Annotated in this window: 22 protein-coding genes and 1 pseudogene; 9 read left to right on the forward strand and 14 right to left on the reverse strand. The window is 67.5% G+C overall.

What is annotated here, in order from left to right; genetic code table 11:
- Positions 1-555 (forward strand): DUF4376 domain-containing protein (locus GGR16_RS12775; RefSeq protein WP_183316887.1); only part of this gene is annotated, 555 nt, incomplete at its 5' end.
- Between the two features lie 11 nt (positions 556-566).
- Here the strand turns inward: GGR16_RS12775 and GGR16_RS12780 are convergent.
- The gene (locus GGR16_RS12780; RefSeq protein ID WP_183316888.1) at positions 567-932 is read right to left on the reverse strand and encodes a hypothetical protein; all 366 of its coding nucleotides are present in this window, start codon (positions 930-932) and stop codon (positions 567-569) included.
- Between the two features lie 248 nt (positions 933-1180).
- Between GGR16_RS12780 and GGR16_RS12785 the strand changes: the two genes are divergently transcribed.
- The 8 genes from GGR16_RS12785 (at position 1181) to GGR16_RS12820 (ending at position 8361) form a co-directional block, all read left to right on the forward strand.
- Positions 1181-2392 (forward strand): phage tail sheath protein, encoded by a 1212-nt coding sequence (locus GGR16_RS12785; RefSeq protein ID WP_183316889.1) that lies wholly within the window; start codon positions 1181-1183, stop codon positions 2390-2392.
- A 24-nt stretch (positions 2393-2416) separates the two neighbouring features.
- Positions 2417-2962 carry a phage major tail tube protein gene (locus GGR16_RS12790; protein WP_183316890.1) on the forward strand — a complete coding sequence of 182 codons (546 nt, stop codon included), beginning with the start codon at positions 2417-2419 and terminating at the stop codon, positions 2960-2962.
- The gene (locus GGR16_RS12795) at positions 2962-3408 is read left to right on the forward strand and encodes a phage tail assembly protein (RefSeq protein WP_183316891.1); all 447 of its coding nucleotides are present in this window, start codon (positions 2962-2964) and stop codon (positions 3406-3408) included. Before GGR16_RS12790 ends, GGR16_RS12795 begins: the two co-directional genes overlap by 1 nt.
- Positions 3409-3546: 138 nt before the next feature.
- Positions 3547-5706, forward strand: a complete 2160-nt coding sequence (locus GGR16_RS12800) for a phage tail tape measure protein (RefSeq protein WP_183316892.1) — start codon at positions 3547-3549, stop codon at positions 5704-5706.
- The gene (locus GGR16_RS12805; protein WP_183316893.1) at positions 5706-6131 is read left to right on the forward strand and encodes a phage tail protein; all 426 of its coding nucleotides are present in this window, start codon (positions 5706-5708) and stop codon (positions 6129-6131) included. The genes GGR16_RS12800 and GGR16_RS12805 overlap by 1 nt, the downstream gene beginning before the upstream one ends.
- A 26-nt stretch (positions 6132-6157) precedes the next feature.
- On the forward strand, positions 6158-6346 hold the full coding sequence (locus GGR16_RS12810) for a tail protein X (RefSeq protein ID WP_246373065.1): 189 nt from the start codon (positions 6158-6160) through the stop codon (positions 6344-6346).
- Between the two features lies 1 nt (position 6347).
- Positions 6348-7406 carry a phage late control D family protein gene (locus GGR16_RS12815; RefSeq protein WP_183316895.1) on the forward strand — a complete coding sequence of 353 codons (1059 nt, stop codon included), beginning with the start codon at positions 6348-6350 and terminating at the stop codon, positions 7404-7406.
- A 118-nt stretch (positions 7407-7524) separates the two neighbouring features.
- The gene (locus GGR16_RS12820; RefSeq protein ID WP_246373067.1) at positions 7525-8361 is read left to right on the forward strand and encodes a DNA adenine methylase; all 837 of its coding nucleotides are present in this window, start codon (positions 7525-7527) and stop codon (positions 8359-8361) included.
- Between the two features lie 290 nt (positions 8362-8651).
- Here the strand turns inward: GGR16_RS12820 and GGR16_RS12825 are convergent, their stop codons facing one another.
- From GGR16_RS12825 to GGR16_RS12885, 13 genes and pseudogenes are all read right to left on the reverse strand, one after another.
- Positions 8652-8813: a hypothetical protein gene (locus tag GGR16_RS12825; protein ID WP_019403040.1), complete on the reverse strand. Its 162-nt coding sequence runs from the start codon at positions 8811-8813 to the stop codon at positions 8652-8654.
- Positions 8788-9954, reverse strand: a complete 1167-nt coding sequence (locus tag GGR16_RS12830; RefSeq protein WP_019403039.1) for a tyrosine-type recombinase/integrase — start codon at positions 9952-9954, stop codon at positions 8788-8790. Before GGR16_RS12830 ends, GGR16_RS12825 begins: the two co-directional genes overlap by 26 nt.
- A 62-nt stretch (positions 9955-10016) precedes the next feature.
- Positions 10017-10112: pseudogene (locus GGR16_RS26580) on the reverse strand (helix-turn-helix domain-containing protein); the annotation flags it as partial.
- The gene (locus tag GGR16_RS12840; protein WP_157672257.1) at positions 10093-10539 is read right to left on the reverse strand and encodes a helix-turn-helix domain-containing protein; all 447 of its coding nucleotides are present in this window, start codon (positions 10537-10539) and stop codon (positions 10093-10095) included. The pseudogene GGR16_RS26580 and the gene GGR16_RS12840, both read right to left, overlap by 20 nt.
- 87 nt (positions 10540-10626) lie before the next feature.
- Positions 10627-11262, reverse strand: coding sequence for a M15 family metallopeptidase (locus GGR16_RS12845; RefSeq protein ID WP_343059725.1), 636 nt, complete (start codon positions 11260-11262; stop codon positions 10627-10629).
- A 144-nt stretch (positions 11263-11406) separates the two neighbouring features.
- Entirely contained in the window at positions 11407-11646 is a 240-nt protein-coding gene (locus GGR16_RS12850; RefSeq protein WP_019403035.1) for a hypothetical protein, read from the reverse strand.
- A complete protein-coding gene (locus tag GGR16_RS12855) occupies positions 11643-12299 on the reverse strand; it encodes a lysozyme (RefSeq protein ID WP_019403034.1) in 657 nt (218 codons plus the stop codon). Before GGR16_RS12855 ends, GGR16_RS12850 begins: the two co-directional genes overlap by 4 nt.
- Positions 12300-12301: 2 nt before the next feature.
- Positions 12302-15292 carry a hypothetical protein gene (locus GGR16_RS12860; RefSeq protein WP_020424491.1) on the reverse strand — a complete coding sequence of 997 codons (2991 nt, stop codon included), beginning with the start codon at positions 15290-15292 and terminating at the stop codon, positions 12302-12304.
- Entirely contained in the window at positions 15289-16689 is a 1401-nt protein-coding gene (locus GGR16_RS12865; protein WP_019403033.1) for a hypothetical protein, read from the reverse strand. The genes GGR16_RS12860 and GGR16_RS12865 overlap by 4 nt, the downstream gene beginning before the upstream one ends.
- A gap of 8 nt (positions 16690-16697) precedes the next feature.
- Positions 16698-17321 carry a hypothetical protein gene (locus GGR16_RS12870; RefSeq protein ID WP_019403032.1) on the reverse strand — a complete coding sequence of 208 codons (624 nt, stop codon included), beginning with the start codon at positions 17319-17321 and terminating at the stop codon, positions 16698-16700.
- Between the two features lie 12 nt (positions 17322-17333).
- Entirely contained in the window at positions 17334-17969 is a 636-nt protein-coding gene (locus tag GGR16_RS12875; protein ID WP_019403031.1) for a hypothetical protein, read from the reverse strand.
- A gap of 105 nt (positions 17970-18074) precedes the next feature.
- Positions 18075-18629 carry a hypothetical protein gene (locus GGR16_RS12880; protein WP_183316896.1) on the reverse strand — a complete coding sequence of 185 codons (555 nt, stop codon included), beginning with the start codon at positions 18627-18629 and terminating at the stop codon, positions 18075-18077.
- Positions 18557-20644, reverse strand: coding sequence for a hypothetical protein (locus GGR16_RS12885; protein WP_019403029.1), 2088 nt, complete (start codon positions 20642-20644; stop codon positions 18557-18559). Before GGR16_RS12885 ends, GGR16_RS12880 begins: the two co-directional genes overlap by 73 nt.
- Between the last annotated feature and the right edge of the window lie 3 nt (positions 20645-20647).

Below are 20647 nucleotides of genomic sequence, written 5' to 3' on the forward strand. Positions count from 1 at the left end.
CGCTGGGACGGCTGGCTCGACGAGGCCCGCCACAACACGCTGGACGTTGAGCGCTGCTGGTCGCCGGCCGAGCTGGAGGACGCGGGGCTCGCCGTGATCCAACCGGCGATCATCCCGCCCGGCAAGGTGCCGGTCGGCGGGCCCGTCCTGGTCGATGACGACGGCGTGCCGCGCGAGAGCTATCAGCTCGAAGACGTTCCGCAGCCAGAGCCGAGCCTTGCCGAGTATGCCGCCATGCGTCGCTGGGAAGCCGAGGTTGGTGGCACAACCTGGTCGGGCTGGTCGGTCCACACAGACCGGGAAAGCCAGGGCAAGATCGTTGCCGAGGTGCTCGCGATCGAGCGCGGCGAGCGCCAGGATGGCGACGCGTGGAAGTTCGCCGATGGCGAGTTCCGGGCGCTCACGAATGCCGACATGGAGGCGCTGGCGCTGGCGGTGCGGACCCATATCCGCGACGCGTTCGCGATCGAGGCACAGGTCCTGGCGGACATCACGGCAGGGGCAATCACCACCACCGCGCAGATTGATGCTGCTTTTGCGAACGGCGGTTCATGACAGCGGCTATCTCATGCCCGATCGTCAGCAGGGGATGCGGCCGAATCCGGGGCGAGACTGTTCTGCACCGGTAGCGGCATCAACGTAGAAAGGTGGCGGCGCAGAGCATCCGCTGCATCGCTGGCCACCTTTCGCAGTTCGGCAACGTGATCCCCTTTTTTTGTGCTCAGACTGTTGGCCGCCGCGGCCAGCCGCTCGCACTCGCGGAGGACGTTGTCTCTCAGATCGAGAGCCGCGCCGTCCGGTTGCACGCGGGACATCGCGTTCTCTAAATGCATCCTGGCACTATTCAGGAGCCTGCTGCCGCCGCCCATGGGCATCATGTAGATTTCGGTCTTCAGCAGATTGAGGTCCGAATCCGACGGACATTCAGGCATAGTACCTCCTAGCGGGACCCGCGCGCTGCGGGGTGTCGGCCGGAGAACGGCCCAACCGACCCGGGAGTTCCAAGCATTCAGTCCAGTTGGGCCGCTGTGTCAAGCTCCACCTGCGTCAGCGGACGGCCTCGCCGTTGCGCCTTCGAAAAAAGGCCCCGGACGCGCGTCCGGGGCCTTGCAGTTTGGCTGTCTCCCTACCGTTCCCGTCGATCAGTCCGCTGTCAAGCACCTGTCGATCGAGGGACGATATGCCCATCTCCGAATATTTCCACGGCACGCGCGTCTTCCAGGCGGGTCAGACGACGCGGCCCGTCTCCGTCAACGAGTATTCCACGCTCGGCGCTGTCGTGGTGGCGCCAGCCGCAGACCCGGAGAAGTTCCCGCTCAACGTGGTGACGACCATGTTCACCAACGACACCGAGATGCGCACGGCGCTCGGCGCCGGCGGCAACGTCGACGCGGTGCTCGATGCTGTCGACGACCAGGGCGTCGTCGCCGAACTGCAGGTCGTGCGCGTGGCCGAGGGCGACGGGGCGAACGACCAGGACAAGCTGGAAGCGACCATCGCGAACATCGTCGGCTCGGGCGCCAACAACTCGGGCGTCCATGCCTTCAAAGAGGCTTCGAAGCCCGCGAAACTCGTCTTCGTGCCGGGCTACACCAGTCAGCGCCTGGGCAATGCCAAGAACCCGGTGGCGGCCGAGTTGACGGGCATCTGCAACCGCCTGCGCGGCATCAAGATCCTCGATACGCCGGACACGTCGAGGGAGGCGGCCGACACCTATCGCTCCGACTTCGCCGACGACAAGCGGGCGTACCTCTTTCACCCGTCCGTCAAGGTTCTGGCCGGTACGCAGATCATCAACCAGCCGGGCTCGGGCCGCGTCGCGGGGCTGTTCGTCAAGCGTGACCGGGACATCGGCGGGCCGTGGGAAAGCCCGTCCAACCAGACGATCGGCGGCATCCTCGGCCCGTCGCGGCCGATCAGCTACTACACCGGCGAGCCGGACAGCGAAGCCAACTGGCTGAACGAAAAGCGTATCGCCACGATCCGCGCCGGCTCGATCCTGTGGGGGAACGAAACCTGCGCGCAGGATCCGCTCGACCGCTTCGTCAACGTGGTGCGCACCACGGACGCCATCGACGACGCGGTCATCAACGCCTTCTATTGGGCGCTCGACCGCAACCTGTCGGTGCCGCTCGGCGTCGCCGTCATCCAGTCGCTCGACAACTTCCTCGACGAGCTGAAGGCAGTCGGCGCGATCCTTGGCGGTCGGGCGTGGTTCGAGCGCCCGCTCAACACGAACGAGAGCCTCGCCTCGGGCATTTTGCGCGTCGAGTACGACCGCGAGCCCGCCGCGCCGCTGCAGGATCTGCAGTTCGGCGCCCGTCGCAACCTCACCTACTACGCCGAGCTGGCCAACGGCATCCTGCAGACGCTGGAGCGGCAGGCGGCCTGACGGCGCGGGCAACGGAGACCTCCCATGGCGAAGCTTCCCTTCCTCATCCTGCGCGCAGCCAATCTTCTGGCCGAGGACGCCAACGGCCAGACGCTGAACGCTCACCTCGTGCTCGGGCGCACCAAGCTCCCTGTGCAGCGGGAGACATACGAGTCGTTTACGCCGGCCGGCGCCAATGGCGCCGTCGAGATCGCCACCTCGCGCGAGCCCTGCGCGGTGCCCTTCAAAATGCAGGGCATGCAGCCGGAGATGCTGGCGCTGTTCCAGACGCCCTTCGGCACGCGGCGCAAGTTCACCATCCTCGGCGCCCTCGTGAACGAATATGCGACCTCGGCGTCCGAGAGGGAGGTGCAGGTCATCGCCACCATGTACGGGCGCCTCAATGCCGAGACGGACGAGACCGAGGGCGGCGGCTTCGCCGGGACGGAATACGAGATCAAGTCGATCTCGAAATACGTCCTCACCATCGGCACCCGCGAGATCTGCCGGTGGAACGTCGAGCTGGGCGGCTGGGTCGACGGCGACGGGCAGGCCCAGCGCATCGCCAACATGATCGGGGCGAACCTCTGATGGCCGAGGACGATCTGACGCCCGTGAAGCCACCGCCAGGCTTCCCCGGTGCAACGCCCCAGCCGGCCGCACGCATCGCGCCGGCCGGGCCAGTCGTGGCGCCGGCGGATCCCGATCGCTGGTCGACCGTGGTGCCGCTGGACTATCCGCTCCTGGTCGATGGCGAACGGCTCGATCAGCTCACCGTGCGGGCGCTGTCGGGCATCCAGTTCATGGGCATCATCGTCGATGCGGGCGGCGACGAGGATGCCCTGCTCGATCTCGCCCGCGCGGCCATGGCCGGCGTGCACCCGGCCGTCGTCGCCGGCCTGCGCGACGACGACTACTTGCGCTTCGTGGCCGCCTGCCGCCCTTTCTTGCCGCGCCAGCTACGGGACGACCCGGACCTCGCCGACGTCGTGGCGCTGGCAGACAAAGCGATGGGCGAGACCGGAACCGAGGCCTGACGGCGTTCCCGGCCTTCGTCGCCGAGGTGGCGCATGTGCTGATGACACCTCTGCCCGCCGTCCTCGCCATGCGCGTGCCCGAGATCCTCATGTGGCACCACGAGGCCGCCCTGGTGACGCTGGGGGAGGAGGACTGACATGTCCAACATGCGCGTCAAGCTCTTCCTGGAGCTGGTGAACAAGCTGGCCGGCCCGGCCAAGCGGGCGCAGCGGGATCTTCAGGGGGTGAAGAAGGAGGCCGACCGCCTCGGCAAGACGCGCGGCGGCGAGCAGCTGGAGCGCGGGCTCAAGCGTGCCGGTAACGAGTCACGCCGTACGAAGCGCGAGGTCGCAGGCGTCGTCGCCGAGGCGAGGAAGCTGAACAACACGCGCGCGGGCAAGCGGCTGGCGGACGATCTCCGCAGGGCCGGCAAGGAGGCGGCGCGGACCCGTCAGGAGCTGGACAAGCTCAACAAGCGCCAACCCCGCAACCAACGGCAGTCGGGGGCGCCGAGACATGCGTCGGCAGCAGCCGTGGAGGAGCCGCCCGGCATCATCGCCGGAGGGCGCGGCGTTCTGGCCGCGGCAGGCGGCGTCTACGCCGCACGGCTCGCCACGGGTGCCACCGTCGGCCAGTCCATCTCTTTCGAGAAGGCAATGGCCGAGGTCCGCAAGAAGCTCGATGGCATGGACGATCCCGCCGAACTGGCGAAGATCGAAAGGCTGATCGTCAACGCAGCGATCGCCTATGGGCGCTCCCGCGAGGAGATCGCCGGACTCGTTGCTGAAGCGGGCGCCACCGGCGTGTCCAAGGAGGACATGCCGGAGTTCCTTCGAATCACCATGGCCGCAGCCACGGCCTGGGATGCGCCGGCCGACCAGACGTCGCAGGCGCTCGCAAAGATCCGCGCTGCCACCCAATGGACGAACCAAGAGCTGGAGCAGTTCGTCGACAAGGTGAACGCCCTTTCCGACTCTGGATCGGCGAAGGAAATGGACGTGGTCGAGATGTTCCAGCGCGCCGGAGCGGCTGCGAAAGCGGCCGGCGTCGAGTTCGACACCTCGCTCGCGTTCCTGACTGCGATGAACAACGTTGCGATCGTACCCGAGGTTGCTTCGCGGGGATTCGCAGCCTTCGCATCGACGCTTCGGACAGCACGTTCGGGCGGCAAGAAGAGAGTGGGCCAAGGCCTGAAGATGCTTGGGCTTTCCAGCGGACAGGTCGAGAAGGGCATGCGAACGGACGCCCTCAAGACCATGCTCGACGTGCTGGAGCGGCTGCAGAAGCATCCGGATCAGGCATCGGCTGCGATCAAGATTTTTGGCGAGGAGTGGTGGGACGAGATAGCTCGTGCCGGTCAGGCGCTGCCTGAGATCATGAAGAACCTTGAAATCCTCAAATCGCCGGCGAATTGGCAAGGCTCGGCACAGAAGAACCTCAACATCGAGCTAGGGACCACCGCCAATCACCTCGAACGCCTGAAAACGCTGGCCACGGAAGTCGGCGACCGCATGGGCCGCTGGGCGCTGCCCGGCATCAATGAGCAGGTCCAGGAGCTGATCGATCTCATGGGCCGCGTCGACGAGCGCGGCACGTTCCTCCAGCGGCTCATGACCAAGATCGACACGTATTACCGCGAGCGCGCGCGGCTCGAAGGGCGAATGGGTGAGAACGGTCTCATCCAGATCGAGCCCGCCGCAAACCTCGGTGCAGGCGGCAATATCGAGAACAAGCTTGAGGAAACCCTGCCCTGGCTGAGCGGGCGGAAGTGGAACGAGTGGCTCAATGACTGGGTCGGCGGCTCGGCCGAGGATGCCGAGGCGAAGGCCAAGGCCTCGGCCGAGGCCGATCACGCCTATGACAGCCGCTTCCGCGACCGCAAGGCCGTGCTGGCGCAGATCCACGAGCGCGAGCGGCGCCGCCGTGCCGCCTTCGACAAGCTGCAGGGGAACAGCACGCTGCATTTCGGCCCGTCCGGCCCCTTCGGCCAGGAGAGCCGTGGCATCGCCCCGATCGGTGCCGGCCATTGGCCTGGCGTCGACATCAACCTGGGCTCCACCATCACCCAGCAGCTGCAGGAAGCGGCCGACAGTGCCGTCGAGACCGGGGCCACCATCCGCTCGACGCTCGCCGGCACCAATCTCGCCCCGGCCGGGCAGGCGATGATGTCGACGCTCGCTGCCGGCATCCGGGCCGGCGGGGCACAGGCGGTTGCCGAGGCAGAGGCCGTCGCGCGGCGCGTGCAGGCCGTCTCCGGGCGGGCCGGCGGCGGCCGACCGGCGCCGATCAACGGCGCCCTTCACGACGGAGTCGACTGATGCAGATCCCGCTGCTCGCCCTCGGCCCGCATGTCTTTGCGTCCTTGCCTTTGTCGCTGCAGCGCCTGCGTGAGCGGACGGTCGCGAACTGGCCGGCGGTGGGGCGCTTCGGCGTCGGTCCTGCGCGGCAGTTCACCGGCCGCGGCGAGGACGAGTTCGAGATCGAGGGCCTCTACTTCCACCAGGACTTCGGCGGGCACGAGGAGTACCTCGCCCTCAAGGCGACGCAGTCGGCCGGCCAGCCGGTCGATCTTCTCGGCTGGGCGGCCGGCGGTGCGGCGGCGTCCGTGTTCGGCACCGTGGTCATTCTCGAAGTCGGCGCCGAGCATGAGTGGATCGGCGACAACGGCATCGGCCGCAAGGTCGGCTTCGACGTCAGGATCGCTCCCCTCGGTGGCGATCCTCGCTTCGGGGGGCTGTTCTGATGCGCGTCAAGGTGGAGCGAGAGAGCATGACCGTCGACCTCGTCGTCTGGCAGGCCTTCGGCCGGCAGGACGAGGGCCTTGTCGAGCAAGTGCTCGCCCTCAATCCCGATATCGCGGACGTCGGCATCATGTTGCCGGTGGGCATCGAGGTCGAGCTGCCAGAGCCGCAGGCGCGGCCGAGGACACGGCAGGACGTCGTGCGCCTGTGGAGTTGAGATGCCCTACGTCTTCAGCACGACGCAGCGCGGCTTCACGCCCGTCCTCATCGTGAAGGTGGACGGCCAGGAGGTCTCGGGCGGCTTCTATAATCGCCTGATCGAGGCGAGCGTGCGTGACGAGGCCGGCCAGAAGTCCGATCAGGCCACGTTCAAGCTGGACGATGCCGGCAATGCCCTGGAGTTGCCGCGCGAGAAGGCGTCGATCGAGCTCTATGCCGGCTGGAAGGAAACCGGACCGGCCCAGCTGATCGGGCTCTATGAGCTGCAGACGCTGAGCCTCGCCGGCGATGTGAGCGGCGGCGAGACCATGGTGCTACAGGCGAGTGCGGCCGACCTGCGGCGCAAGCTGAAGGGCGAAGGCCGGGAGCACTTCGAGAACACGACGGTCGGCAAGATCGTTGAGCGCATCGCCGGCCGCAACGGCCTCTCGGCCCGTGTCTCTCCCGAGCTGGCAGGCATCTCGATCCCGTACAAGGCCCGCATCGACAGCAGCGAGATCGACTTTCTGACGCGCCTCGCCGATGACCTGGGCGCCGTGCTGAAGCCCATGGGCAACGTCATCGTCATGGCGCCGCGCGGCATGGCGAAGTCGGCGAGCGGGCTGCTCCTGCCGGCCATCAAGATCGAGAAAAGCGACTGCTCGAGCTGGGAAGTGAACCCGAATGGCCGGGCGCAGTACGGCAAGGTGCGGGCCGCCTACATCGACCAGCGGACCGGCAAGCGCGTCATCGTCGACGCACCGACAGGCCTCGACGGCCCGGACTTCACCATCCGCGATCCGCTGCCCGGCCGGGAACAGGCCGAGAAGGCGGCGCAGGCCGAAGCCCGGCGCCTGACCCGCAACACCGGAGACGGCCATTTCGAACTGGCCCTCGGCCGCGTCGACGCCCAGGCCGAGGCCGACGTCATCGCCGGCAGCTCCTTCCGCAAGGAGATCGCCGGTGTGTGGCGCGCCGAGGCCGTCGAGCACACGTGGGCCGACGAGGGCTGGCACACCCGCATCGAGATCAAGGCGAAGGAGGACGGGACGTCGACGAAGGACGATGACGACGACTGAATGGTGACGTGACGGGGGAGCCCGAGGGCTCCGGCGGCCTACTTGGGGAAGTGGGGGACCGCCCGACGAGCATTGCACCACATCGCCCGCCACGACGGCCTTGGAAGGCCGCGCGCGCATGGGCGCTGATTCTGGGTCGATACACAATATGAATGCTGATCTGCAGACCGTGCGGCCGATCCGCCCGGTGGCCGCCTACATCGGCGGCAAGAAGCAGCTCTCGAAGCTGCTCGCGGACCTCATCGCCGCAACCGACCACACCACCTACTGCGAGCCGTTCGTCGGCATGGGTGGCGTGTTCTTCAAGCGCCATGCCGTGCCCAAGGCCGAGGCGATCAACGACCTCAGCCGCGACGTCGCGACGTTCTTCCGCATCCTGCAGCGGCACTACCAGCCGTTCATGGACATGCTGAAATGGCAGCTGAGCAGCAGGGCAGAGTTCGAACGGCTGCTGAGGCGGGAGCCGGACACGCTGACCGACCTGGAACGAGCAGCGCGATTCCTCTATCTGCAGCGCCTCTCATTTGGCGGCAAGGTAGCCGGTCGGGTGTTCGGCATCGACACCCAGGCGCCGGGCCGATTCGACGTGCGCAAGCTGGGGCCGCTCTTGGAGGCGGCACATGAACGCCTCGCTGGTGTCTGGATCGAGTGCCTGCCGTGGCGGCAGTTCATCGAGCGCTGGGACCGTCCGGGCACGCTGTTCTATCTCGACCCGCCCTATTGGGGCACCGAGCACTACTACGGCCGGGAGCTGTTCGGGCGCGACGAGTTCACCGAGATGGCGGCCATTTTGAGGGGCCTTCAAGGCCGTTTCATCCTCACGCTCAACGACGTGCCCGAGGTCCGGGCGCTGTTCTCATGGGCGCGGATCGAGACGGCCGAATTGACCTACACGGCGGGTGGGAATGGTGCGGCCAAATCCGTGCGCGAAGTGGTCATCCGAGGGCCGTCGTGAGGGCACGGCGCGCGCTCGCATGTGATGTTGCGCAGAGTCGCACGCGATTTTGCGCGCTACAGTGGAAGAGCTGCAAATTCGGATGATGGGATCGAAACGGACGCTTCGGGCGCGAAGGCGGCAGGCGCAAGCGTTCGCAGATTGGTCCGAAGTGGCGCGCCCAAGGGGACTCGAACCCCTGTTTTCGCCGTGAAAGGGCTGCGTGCAAGTTGCAAAAACGCATTTTCGCCTTATAAATCAACAATCTGCCATAACTGAAACGCGCAAAACGCGACAATCAATGGCCAGTATCACAAGCCAAACTTCGCCAGGATCCGGTCGCCGATCTGGATGATTCCCAGCGACAGCGCGACCGCGATTCCGAACCAGCCCCACGCAGCCCCAATGTCGGTCCACTCGAACGCGCCGACCGCTGCGGCGGTCGTCTCAAGCAGCTTCTCGGCCTTCTCCATTTCGCTTCCCCTTCTTCTTCTCGATCGACTTCGCGAGGTACTCGGCCGAGTGGTGGCCGTAGACCCGTTCGACAGTCGGCACCGTGTCGCCGAGCAGGCGCGCCACGTCGTAGATCGACACCCCGTCCATGAGGAGATGCGTCGCGCGGGTGTGACGCAGAATGTGCGGGCTCGCCTTGATGCCGAGGCTCGCGCACAGCTTCACGAAAGGGCGATAGAGCGAAGTCGGGGTGCCGAGCACCCAATCGGTCGCCCTCTTCTCTGCGACGTGCTCCTGGTGCAGACGCTCCAGTGTCGGCCGTAGCTCTGCATCAATAGGCACGATGGGGCGCCGCTTCTTGGTCTTCCGCTCGCCCACCTTGGCCAGATGGATCTTGCCCTCGGCGAGCCTCACCTGCGACCATTGGAGCGTCTCGACGGCGCGCTTGCGGCTGGCCGTGTAGTAGGCGATCTCGATGAAGTCGGCGAGCCGACCAGTGGCTGCGGCGCGCAGCATCGCCAGCTCCGCATGCGTCAGCCACGGGGCCTCCCCGCTCTCCTCTGTGTCGCGACGATCGGACGGGTATTCGAATTGCGGGAGCTGGTCGACGGTGATGCCGGTAAGCCGCTTCCATTTGATGGCGTGCTCGACCGCCGCATGCAGAGTTACCAGCTCGCGCCGAATGGTGCTGTCGCTGCCCTTCTTGTTCTTGCGCCGCTTGCCGCCGCCGATCGTCCCTGCCCGGCGGGCCGCCGTGTAGGCCCGGCACTTCGGGATGTCGATGTCCGTCACGAGGTCTTCCTTGAAGAAGGCCTTGAGGTGACGGATGGCATTCTCCTGGCGGGTCGGGTCGGCGACGTTCGGCCGCCCCCGGTCGTCCAGCGCGTTGACGTGCTCGCGCCAATAGTCGTCGAGTGCCTGCTTGATCGTCAGGCCAGCATTTCCTCGACGCTCGGCAGCGGGGCGCAGGACGTCTTGCCCTTCCGCGAGGAAGGCAGCGAAGCGAGTTTGCGCTTCGTCCGGGTCGCGCGTGCGAAGGCTGAGGCGCTCAACTGACGTCCGCTTCCGGCCGGCAGCATCGACGCTGCTGACGCTCCAGAGGACGTAGTAGACACCGCCCCTGGTGTCGACCCAGGGGAGATCCCGTTTCGCTCTAGACATTTGGATTTCAGCTCCTCAACGGTCTCGGGCGAGTATCGAGCGTGGCCGCCGAGGGTGATGGAATCCGGCACGAGGGCACCCCTGCGGACCCACGACTGCACCGTGCGAGTGTCAACCCCGAGCGCGGCGGCGACGTCCTTACTTGTCAGTAGGCTCATCCGACTCTTTCACCTTTCGAATGATCTCCAGCGCCGTCTCCCACGGCACCGTGCTGTTGACGCGCAACCAAACGCGACCGTCGCCGAGATCTTGCATCGACACCGGCGAGGCTTTGGTGTTGACCGACGCGACGCCGCGGGCCGGGATAAGATCGGCCGGGTTGACACCGAGCGTCTTCGCCAGCGCGTGCAGATGCTCGGTGCGCGGCAGGGTCACTGCGCGCTCGTAGGCTGAGATGTTGCTGCGGTTGAAGTCGGTTCCCGCCGTCATGTGCTTGGACGCATGACGGGCAAGCTCCGACTGGTTCCATCCCTTGGCGCTGCGAAGCGCCTGGAGGCGCCGAGCGAACTCCTTACGCGCATCCAGGGACGATACCCCCTCGGACGGTTCACTCGTCGGGGGCGGGTTTATGTAGTGTTTGGCCATCCTCTCCTCGTGCGGAAATGTCAAAAATCGCGTTTTCGCGACAAACGCGAATATAGACATTAACGCGCACGGGCACAACTGAGCCGCTCAACCGAAGGGGCCGAGCCTCGCAAGTTCGGCCAGCGCCATCTCCGCCTTCTTCGGATCGAGGTAAGCGCCTGATCCCAAATCCTTTTGCAGATACGCGTTGCGCAGGAAGAAGCTGAGGTTCTCCTGCGGCGCGGGCGTCGATTCGGGCGCGTATCCGCTTGCGGATGTCGGGAATTGAGAATTATGTGCGAAAACTGCAACAGGAGCGCTACCCGGAATCTCGCGGCGGGAGCCTATCGGCTCGACATGCCACGGCTCATGAGCCATCGGGAAGTGCAGGCCGAAGCGATTGGCGTTCTGGTGGACCCACTGCCGAACCTCGTCGTAGATCGGCGTCCCCTTCTGGCCGTAGCCGAGGTCGACCGCCATGCCGAAGTTGTGCCGGCTGCGGCCGGGCGGTGCGACCCACTTCCGCGCCGCCTGCTCCGAGCCGTACTTGGCGAGCGCCTGGTCAAAGAGCTGCGCCTGGCGCTCGGGGCTTCGATAGCCGCTGTTGATGCGGAGGTTCTGCCGGACAATGTCCGGCGCCTCGGCGAGCAATCCCGTGAGGCCGCGCATCAGCGCCTCTTGCAGCCGGAGGTGGCTGACGTCCTGCCCAGGAGCGAGGAAGTTGGCGAGGTCGATGTTGGCCACGGTCTACCTCCTCACCGGCACGCGTCGAGCTTCTGGTAGTGGCGGTCGAGATCGATCACCCACGCCGCCGCGCTCGGATCCGTGCGGCCAGCGCTCTCCAGAGCGTCGACCACCGCGGAGGGCGGGCCGGCAAGCGGCGGGCACTCAACGCTTCGACCTGTCGCGCAGGCGGCCAAGGGAAGCGTCAAAATCAACACGCTCGCGATCAACCTCATCCCACTTCTCCCGCATCGCATCCGTCTTCTCGCGCTGCGCGAGGCGCTCCTTGTAGGCGCCGGCCCGACGCGCCTCGACCACAATGGTGACGAGCAGCGCGACAGCGATTCCGATCCAGATGGCGAAGTCCTTCGCCTTGCCCCACAACCACGCCAGCGCCGCCGTCATGCCGCCCTCACCCGCTTCCTGATGAAGAACCAGAGCCCGACGCCGAAGCTCGCAACGATGACGACCGCAAGCGCCCACTGCACCGGCCCGCTGCCGGCGAAGAGCGCGCCAAGGGTCGACAGGATGCCGGCGCCCCACGACACCGTCTCCTTGTCCACGACCGGCGGCTTGTCGGGCTGCGGCTCGACGGTGTTCGAGCAGACGAACGAGCCCTTGGCCCACAACCCGGCCTCGGCCGCCCGGCGGTTGACGAGCCCCTGCACGCGCTGCCCCTTGACGTGCACCCACCGGGCCAGCTCGCCCGGCACGGCGTCGTGCTGCCCGGCATTGAGCTTCCTGAGCAGGGTCGACTTCTCGAAAGCCCCGACGCCGATATTGAAGACGAAGGACACCAGAACGGCGAACTGGTTGTCGGTGAGAGGCACCTTCACCAGGCGCTCGACGGCGGCCTCGGCCTCGCGCAGGTCGTGCACGAGCATCTCCTCGGCCATCGCCTCCGTGATAGTGAGCCCCTCGCGAACGGTGAGCTTCTCGTCCGACGTGTGGCCGTAGCCGATCGTCCAGATACCGCCCGAATCCCGATAGGCCCGCAGCCGCAGGCCCTCCCACTGTTTGATGAGCCGGAGCCCTTCCGCATTGACCCTACGTGCCATCCTCAATCCTCTTCGTTGGTGGCACGGGCGGCGCTGGCGGTGGCGAGAAGGCGTTGCAGGCGGCCGTTGGCCGCCGGGGCGTCGAAGTTCCGCACGTCCTTGCGGAGCAGGTAGACGGCCACATCAGGGTCGGTGGCCATCATGAGCTTGAGGGCGTTGACGCTCTCCTCGTTGGTCGGGATGTTCGACAGGAGCAGCCGCGCCTTTTTCATGATGCTGCCGCCCTGGAGGGCGCCGTAGCGGATGCGCACGGCCATTTCGAGCGGCCGGAGGAAGTTCCCGAAGCGCTCGCCCGTCTGCGAGCCGGGGAGCGCCTGCTTGCCCATGGTCGTGAAGCTCTTGAGCAGGCTGTGCGCCTGCTGGAGCGCGTTCATCTGCTCCGGCGTCAGCACCTCGGCCAGCGCTGCGCGGTTCTTCTCGAAGTTCCGCGTGAGCTGCGCGTAGGTGGTCGCGAACTCGTCCGGCTTGAGCGCATCCGGCTTGGTGGTCGTGACACGCTCAAGCATCTCGTCGGCCACCGCCGCCCGGAAGCCACGGAGCGCCTTCTCGTTGCGGCCGAGGAGCTTGACGGCCTCGCGCATCCTCCCAACCGGGTCGTCGCTGTCGTTAAGGATGGCGCGCGCGGCACGCTGCGGATCCTTGTCCATCAGGATGCCGGCGGCGCTCCGATCGAGGTCGCGCTGCGTTGCGCCGAGCTGGCGCTCGGCCTGCCGGAGGCGGTCGAGCTGCTCCGTCGAGAGCTGGTCGCCGCGGCGCGCCCGCGCGATGATGCTGTTGACCTCCCGCTGCGCGGCCGGGAACTCGCGCAGCACCGAGGCATTACGCGAAGCCCAATTCGACACGGCCTGCCAGTTGAGACGGTTGCTGCCGGACAGGGCGATGTTCGCCACCTCGCCGAGCAGGTAATCCGTCGCGGCGCCCTCCCCCCGCTCGCTGATGACGCGCCGGAGCGACGCGACCTTCTCGGGGCCGCTGCCGAGGAAGCGCGACGCGGTCTGCGACGGCGGCGGTTCGCGCCCCCGATCAATCTCGCGCGTGAACTTCGCCATCTCGTCGGTCGGAGTCGGCCGGTAGCGGCCGGCGAACTCGCGGTACGTTTGGTTGGCCTCGGCGTAGCCGGGCGCCTCCTCGATGGTCCGGTTGATGGCGCCGCGCAGATCGCGGATGCCATCGGCCAGCTTGAAGTTGCCCCGCGTGCGCGCAACCTCCTCGGCAGTGCTGAGCGTCTTACGCAGCTCGGCCAAGTCGCCACCTGCTGCCGTGCCGGGACCGCCGACATTCACCTCCTCTACGCGGGTGATCGGCCGGCCGCTCTCATCGAGGACCGGGCTTGTAACCGTCCGCTGTCGAATGTCCGGTGCGAGAGCCTCCAGCCGCTCGACGAAATCGCCGGGAAGTTCCTCACGTTGGCGGGGATTGAGCGCATTGACACGCTCCCGCACGCGCTGCGCAGCGGCAGTCACGCTGTCGGCTGGGAGTTGCTCAACGCGCCCCGGCGCCTCGTCGAACTGGCGGTTCTTCTCGGCGCGCGCGGCGGTGTAGTCCTCGACGACCGACTGGTGCAGCCGGCCGCTGGCCTCATCGCGGGCCGCGCGCGAGGCCAGCGGCACCTGCGCACCGCGGTCGGCGGCCTGCGCCGTCTCGACTTCCCGCAGCCGGCCGCGCTCGCGGTCCACCTCCCGTTGTGCCTGGTCGAGACGCGTCTCGCCATAGCGCTGTGCATACTCCCGCGCGGCCTGCGGGTCGGCCGTCTCGTCGCGGATGGAGCGCACACGCTCGCTCGCGGCGCCCGAGACCGTGTCATCCCTGTTGATGAAGGGCGCGCGATTCGTGACGCGCTGCTGCCCTTCCAGGCCGGCCAATCCGACGTTGTCGGCGATGAGCCCGGTTGTCGGCACCGGCAGGCCGGCAGCGCGGAACTCGTTTGCCCGATCCTCGATCGTCTGCGCGGCGCGCTCCGGCGCTGCACCAGCCTGGCGCATCGGGAGCCCCTGCCGGCTGGCGTCCTGCACCTCGCGCGCCACCTGCTCGACGTCGGCCCGGTTGAACGACTGGCCGGTGAACGGATCGGGCGCGAGGTTCGTGTCAGTCGACCGGCGCAATGCCGCAGTCCGTGCGGCGCTGCCGAGGCCGCCTACGCCCTCGGTGAGGCCGACTCCGCCAACGGCACCGACGAACGGCGCGAGGATCTGAACAATACCCTTCAACCACGGCGGGGCATCCTGAACTGTCTCGCTGCGCTCCACCTGGCCGGCGGCGGTCTGCGCACCGGCGCCCCCCGCGATGTCGCCGACGATCGTCCGGGCCGGACTCGAGACGTAGGGTTCGATCAGCCGCTCGGCCGCCGGGGGCGCGATGCGCTGACCGCCTTCCCGCGCCGCCACGAGGGTGGGCGCCGCGCGGGCGAGCGGCGCGGCGGTCGCCGCCGCGGCGGTGCCGCCTCGGGCCGCATCGTACAGGACACGCTGACCGGCCGGCATCTCCTGCGGGTCCACCAAGTCTATGCCCGCGCTCTCGACAAGCTGCGACGCCCTGTCGGCGATGGCGTTCGACCCGATCGGGCTCGGGCCAAAGCGGAAGTCCACGCTGCCACCGAACGGCCGGGCTGCGAGGTCCGCGCCGCCGAGCAGGATGTTGGCTGCGAAATTCGACAGGTCCGGCAGTGCGCCCGCCGCGTCGGCGAGGCCACGGCCGACCGCCTGCGTGCCGAACAGAAGCGACTTGGCCGCGCCCGGCGGCTCAATGGGAGCCTGCGCCGCCGCAGGCGGGGGCACCTGGTCCTGCCAGTTGACCTGCGAGTCGCCGAGGGAGATCGGCGGCGCGGGCTGAGCGCCCGGCGCCGGTTGCGGCGCAGCCGCCGGGGCCTGCGCCACGGGCGTGCCGCTCTGTTGCGGGCCGCCGAAGGCGCGCCGCATGGCGTCGGTGATCACGTCGTCCGGCGTGCCATCGGGAAACTCGACGATGCTGCCGTCAGGGGCCTCGATCTCGATCATTCGATCTGCCCCGTTGCCGGGTTGTAGCGGCGACGGCGCGGCTGATCGCCGGCCGGCGCCGGGGTTGTGCCGACCGTGGGGTCGCCTGCGGGTGCCGCACCGGCCGAGGCGCCGGCTCCGCCGGACAGCGCCCGCTGCGCCGCATCACGACTGGACGTGACCAGGTCGAGGATCGTGCGGATCTTGTTCTCGTAGGTGGTCGGGCCGGTGAGCCAGCTCGACGGCGAGCCGACCATCTGAATGACACGCTGGATGTCTTGGTCGCTGGCGCCCCGCCCGGACTGCCCGAGGGCCTCGGCAACCTTGTAGACGAGGAAGCCGTTGAGCGTCTCGATGCTGTTGAGGTTCGGGTTGAACAGTTCGGGGAGCAGCGTCTGCGCCTGCGGGCCGAGCGTCTGCACGAGATCCTGGCGCGCCCGGTCGATCTCCCCGACGAGCTGCTGTTGCCCCCCGAACACCGTCGCCACCGAGCCGAAGACGTCGGTCGCGTCCTGCAATAGGCGGCGCGTGTTGCCGGTCGGGCCGACCACCGCGGGGTCTTTTGCGAGAATGCCGAGGATCTGGTTGCCGACCTCCAGCGCCGAGTTCGCGTTGATGACGCGCGTCTGGAGGTCGCCCTGCACGTTCGGCCGCAGCCCGACGTCGTTCGCGGTGCCCTGCGCGTTGGCGATATAGCCGCCGGCCGGCAGCGGCTGGCCGCTGCGCGCGTCGGTGACGCCGTCGTAAGTGATGAAGCTTTGGCCCCCGGCGACGTAGTTCCGCGGCGTCGGCTGCGTCTTGCTCTCCGCGCCAAGGATGCGCTGCTCGGCCGGCGGCAGCGCGCCGACGTTGCCGAAGTTCTGCGCGAGGAAGCCGCCCCGCACGTTGGACTCGGCCGCGAGCGGCATCTGCCCGATAGCGTCCTGCGTCCGAGCAATGCGCGGCCCTTCCGGCGTCATGATCTCGGTCGGCTTGTTGTTCAGCTCGAATTGCGCTCGCGCCATCGCGGCGTCGTTGGCCAACCGCTGCTTCTGGATCTCGGTCGCCTGCCCCTGCGCGAAGCCGGTCGGCGTGCTGCTCCAGGCGCCTCCCGCACCGAGGAAGGCGCGCGACCGCATCAGGTCGTCAACGTCGGGGGCCACCGCCGTGACGCCGCGAATGGCGTCGCCGACGTGCTGCGGGTTGATGCCGCCGCGCAGTGCGGTTCCGTAAAGGTCGGCCACGCTGCCGCCGGGCTTGAAGCCGGACATGAGCGTGCCGAGGGCCGCCGCGGCCTCGTTCTCGCGCATCAGCTTCTCGGCCGTACCGCGCTTCGCGGCCACCGTGGCGTCGTCCGGCGCCGACATGAGCACCTTGAGCAGGCTGCTCATGGAATCAGCCACCGGCGAGAGGACACCGGGAATGCGCTGCGACGGCATCTGTTACCTCACCCGAACCAGCCGCGGCCGGCGCCGTAAGCGAAGAGCTGGCCGCCGGAGCGGAGCACGTCGCCGAAGCCGGACGGCTGCTTGAAGGCTGCGTTCCTTATGGACTCCATGCGGGTCGGGAAGAGGCTCGCCGACACGTTGGAGAAGTCGTTCACGGTGCTGATGCCGCGGGCGCCCTGCGTGAGGCCGAGGCTGTTCGACAGCATGGTTCCTTCGCTGCCGAGGAGCTTTCCGAGGCGCGTCGCATCCGCCTTGCTGCGGTCCATGGCCTTCGTCATGGCGTCGGCAAGGGTCTGCCCGACGATGGTCGGCGCCGAACCGGAGATCGGCGGCGTGTAGTTCGGCGCGTTGGATTCCAGGTTGTCGACGAGCGCCTGCGTGCGCTTGTCGGTCTCGCCCTGCTGCGTCGCCTGCTGCTGTTCCGGCGTGAAGCGCTGCATCGTGTTGCCGAAGATGTCGGCCGCTTCCTGCTGGAACTTGCGCTGCTTCTGTATCTCCTGGTCCGTCGCGGCGAGGCGCGCCATCGCGTCACGCTGGCGCGCGCTGTTCTGCTCGCGAGCCGACATGACGGTGCCCGCGCCGCTGAGGGCCGCGGAGGCGAGCAGCGGGAGGACGATCTCCATTCCCATGGCTCATCACCCTCGCACGTAGCTCGAAGACGACCCCGACGCAGATCCGGGCGAGAAGCCCCCGCCGCCGAAGCCCTTCATGTTGTTCTGGTTCTTGCCGCCCTGATACGCCGCGTAGTTGCTGAGGAACGAGCCGAAGAGGTCGCCGATCGGCGACGTGGCCAGCGGCGTGTTGAGCGAGCCGACACTGGCGAGCGCCCGTGCGGAGGCCAGCGACGGGTCAGCCGCGGACGTGTTCAGGCCGTAGAGGTCCGACTTCGACTGCTCGATCGCCCCTCGACGCTCGTCGACGAGCCCCTGCGCCGAGCGCCCGAGGCTCGTGCGCTGCGTGTTGAGCGCCTCTTGCAGGTCGGCAAGCGCCTTCGCCCCCGCCGTGCTCTCAAGGCCGCCCGACTCCGCCAGGCTGTAGATCAGCTTCTTGCGGGCTTCCTCGTACTGCTTGTCAATCTGCGGGTTGTAGTAATCGAGGTAGTCCTGCTGGAGCTTGCCGTAGTAGTCGTCGTTGAACTGCGAGAAATTCTGGTCGATCGTCGACTGCCCCTGCCGGATGCGATCCTGCCGGGCGCGCTCTTCCTCGTCCAGTTTCACGTTGCGGGCGATTTCGGCGTTACGCGCCGCCTTCCCACTGCCACCGAGGCCCATCCTGAGACTCCTTCATCGTCAGGACACGCGTCGGTGCGGCGATCTCCGACCTAGTACGGCCGCCCGATCGGGAACCTAGCACCGGCTGTCCATTTTGTCGAGGTTTCAATTTTGCAACTCACGCAGCCAGCGATAGACGTAGAAGTCCTCCCCGTTGCGGCCGTAACGGCTGAGGACGGCCTCGCGCTCGGCCCCGAGGAACCGGAGCCATCGGTGCGCGTCACGCCGGCCGGCGAACGACGTCGTCTCGAAGCGGTGGATCGGCATCTTCTTGAAGGCGAAGGGGATGACGCGGCGCGCCCATTTGGCGATCGGCACGCGCAACTTCGGCAGGTCGTCGGTGGCTACCAGGAAGATGAACGCCACGCCGGGATGTTTTTCGTAACCGCCGCCGATGGCCACCGGCGTGCCGTCGTCGAGATGAAAGGACCAGCCGGCCCCGAGCGGCGGTTGCAGGACGACCTCAAGCTCCGCCTGAAGCGCCTCCGCTCCGCTGGCATGCCGGAGCATGCCGATCTCCCCGCGGTCGGCGGCCCTCATGTTGGCGAGCACGAACCGGAGGGCCTCCGTGGTGAGCGGGCGCACCCTCACTTCGCGGGCTCCGCGTTCTTGAAGTAGAGGGCGAACGACGAGAGCGTCGCCGGGCCGGCCGAGCGGCATTCGAACTTCGGCGCGAATACAGCCGCACGCCCGTTGAGGGCGATGTTCGGCTCCGAATAGGTCGACCCTTCGAGCTGGCCAGCGAGAATCACCTGGCGTTCGTCGTTCGGGTTGATGCAGACCTCGACCTCCCACAAGCCTTCGCATGCGATGTCGAAACCGATGATGCCCTTGATCTGCCCGAGGTTCCGGGCCGAGAGGAACGGGAGCCAGGCCTGCACGACACCCTGCCCCTCGTCCGGGTAGGTGTCGCCGTTCAAGCCGCCGTAGAGATAGATCGTGTCGCCGCTGCGCGCGTAGAGCTGATTGTGGATGCGGGTGAAGTCACTGACGACAAAGCCGGGCTCGTACACGCTCCACGCACTGATGTTGTTCTGGCCGCCGCCGGGGAAGTAGCTGAGGACAAAGATGCGCTCGCCGACAGCGAGCCAGTACCGGCCGTCGATCGGCTCGATGACGGCCACCGCGCGGCGCGCCGTGTCGGAGGAGACGGCGTCGAGCCACTGGCGGACATAGGGGTCGATGGCGTTGCCGACGTCGGCGACGGCGGCGTTGTCAGTGGCCGCGCGGGCGCGCACCGACCGCAGACCCGTGTCGTTCAGGTAGAAGACGTCGTTGTTGCCGTAGGAGACAACGGAGTGCGGCGCCATGGTGCCGCTGTTCTCCAGCGTGTGGACGAACGAGTTCTGCGCCGGGTCGACGGCCAGCTCCCAAATCCTGATGCTGTTGCGGCTGAAGATGGCGGCCCGGCCGTTGTACTCGGCGACGCAGACGAGGTTGTCCTGCCCCTCGTTCTGGTTCGCGAGGTTGATGAAGCCGGCGTCGTTGTCCTCGGTCGTGTTAGCAGGATCCCACACGGACGGATTGTTGAGCATGCAATAGCGCAGCAGGCTCCGCGACGTGCTCCAGAGCCGCTGCTTGAACACCCAACAGGTCCGGCCCGTGCCGGCGGCGCGACCGGTTGCCCGGTACTCGACACCGTTGACCGTCAACGAGAACATGTCGACGGGCTCAAACGTGCCGCCGAGCGTGGCGGTCACGACCTGCCGGACGGGGTCCACATGCGTGACGCCGCCACCAAGGACCGGATCATGGCTGAGCTGGATGTTCGTCCCGTGGGTCACGGCCACGGGGAGACCGTTGGGCGCAGCACCGGTGCCGGGCGCCGCATGGATCGTAACGACCGCCCCGGCGACGGTCGCATCATAGCCCGTCTGCGCCGCCGCGCTCGTGATGACCTGCTGGAGGCGGATAGCCGTCGCCTCCCTGGTCGCCGTCCACGGCACGGGCTCCGACAGCAGCTCGACGCCGTCGACCGTCACCGACGTGACCGCGTTGTCGGTGTCGTTCACCCCGTCGATGATCTCGATCGCGGCCGATGCGCGGACTTCGGGCACCTCCGACACGTTCGGCTGCACCGTCGTGATGGTGACCGTCTGGTCGTCGGTGCTCCCCCGGTCGACGGCACTGCCCGAGACCGTGAACGGCACCCCCGGCACCCGCGCCTGGAGCGTGATCGTCTGGCCGGCCGACGCGACCTGGACGGCATCATCCGCCGACACCTTCTCGGCCAGGAGGCCGGCGAGCGCCGCGAAGTTGGTGTTGGCGTCCGCGATCACATCCCAATCAGCCACGCGCGCGCCGTCGTAGAAGTGATAGACGTTGCCGTCGTCGAACTCGGCGATCACATAGAACTTGCCGTCGAACGTCTGAACATCGAGCACCTCGACCATGTTCGCGCCGGTCGCCTCGCAGCGCTGATACTGGACGCCGATGGGCATTGCGCCGGCCAGGTCGAGGGATCCGAAAACGAAGAGCTGCGTGTAGACGGACGCCATCCCGAAGGTGCCGGGCGGCAAGGCGTAGAAGGGAACGAACTCCTTCCGGCGCTCGATGTCGCCGCCGCGGCTGATGTGCCCGTTGACGAGGAGCCAGAGCGTGCCCGGCACGCCGGCCTTGCGCGGCCTGCGGCGGTCTAGTCCGAGCTTGAAGTCTTCAACCGCGAGGTAGGCCACCGG

Origin of the sequence: Chelatococcus caeni (genome assembly GCF_014196925.1) — a bacterium.
Lineage (GTDB): Bacteria > Pseudomonadota > Alphaproteobacteria > Rhizobiales > Beijerinckiaceae > Chelatococcus_A > Chelatococcus_A caeni.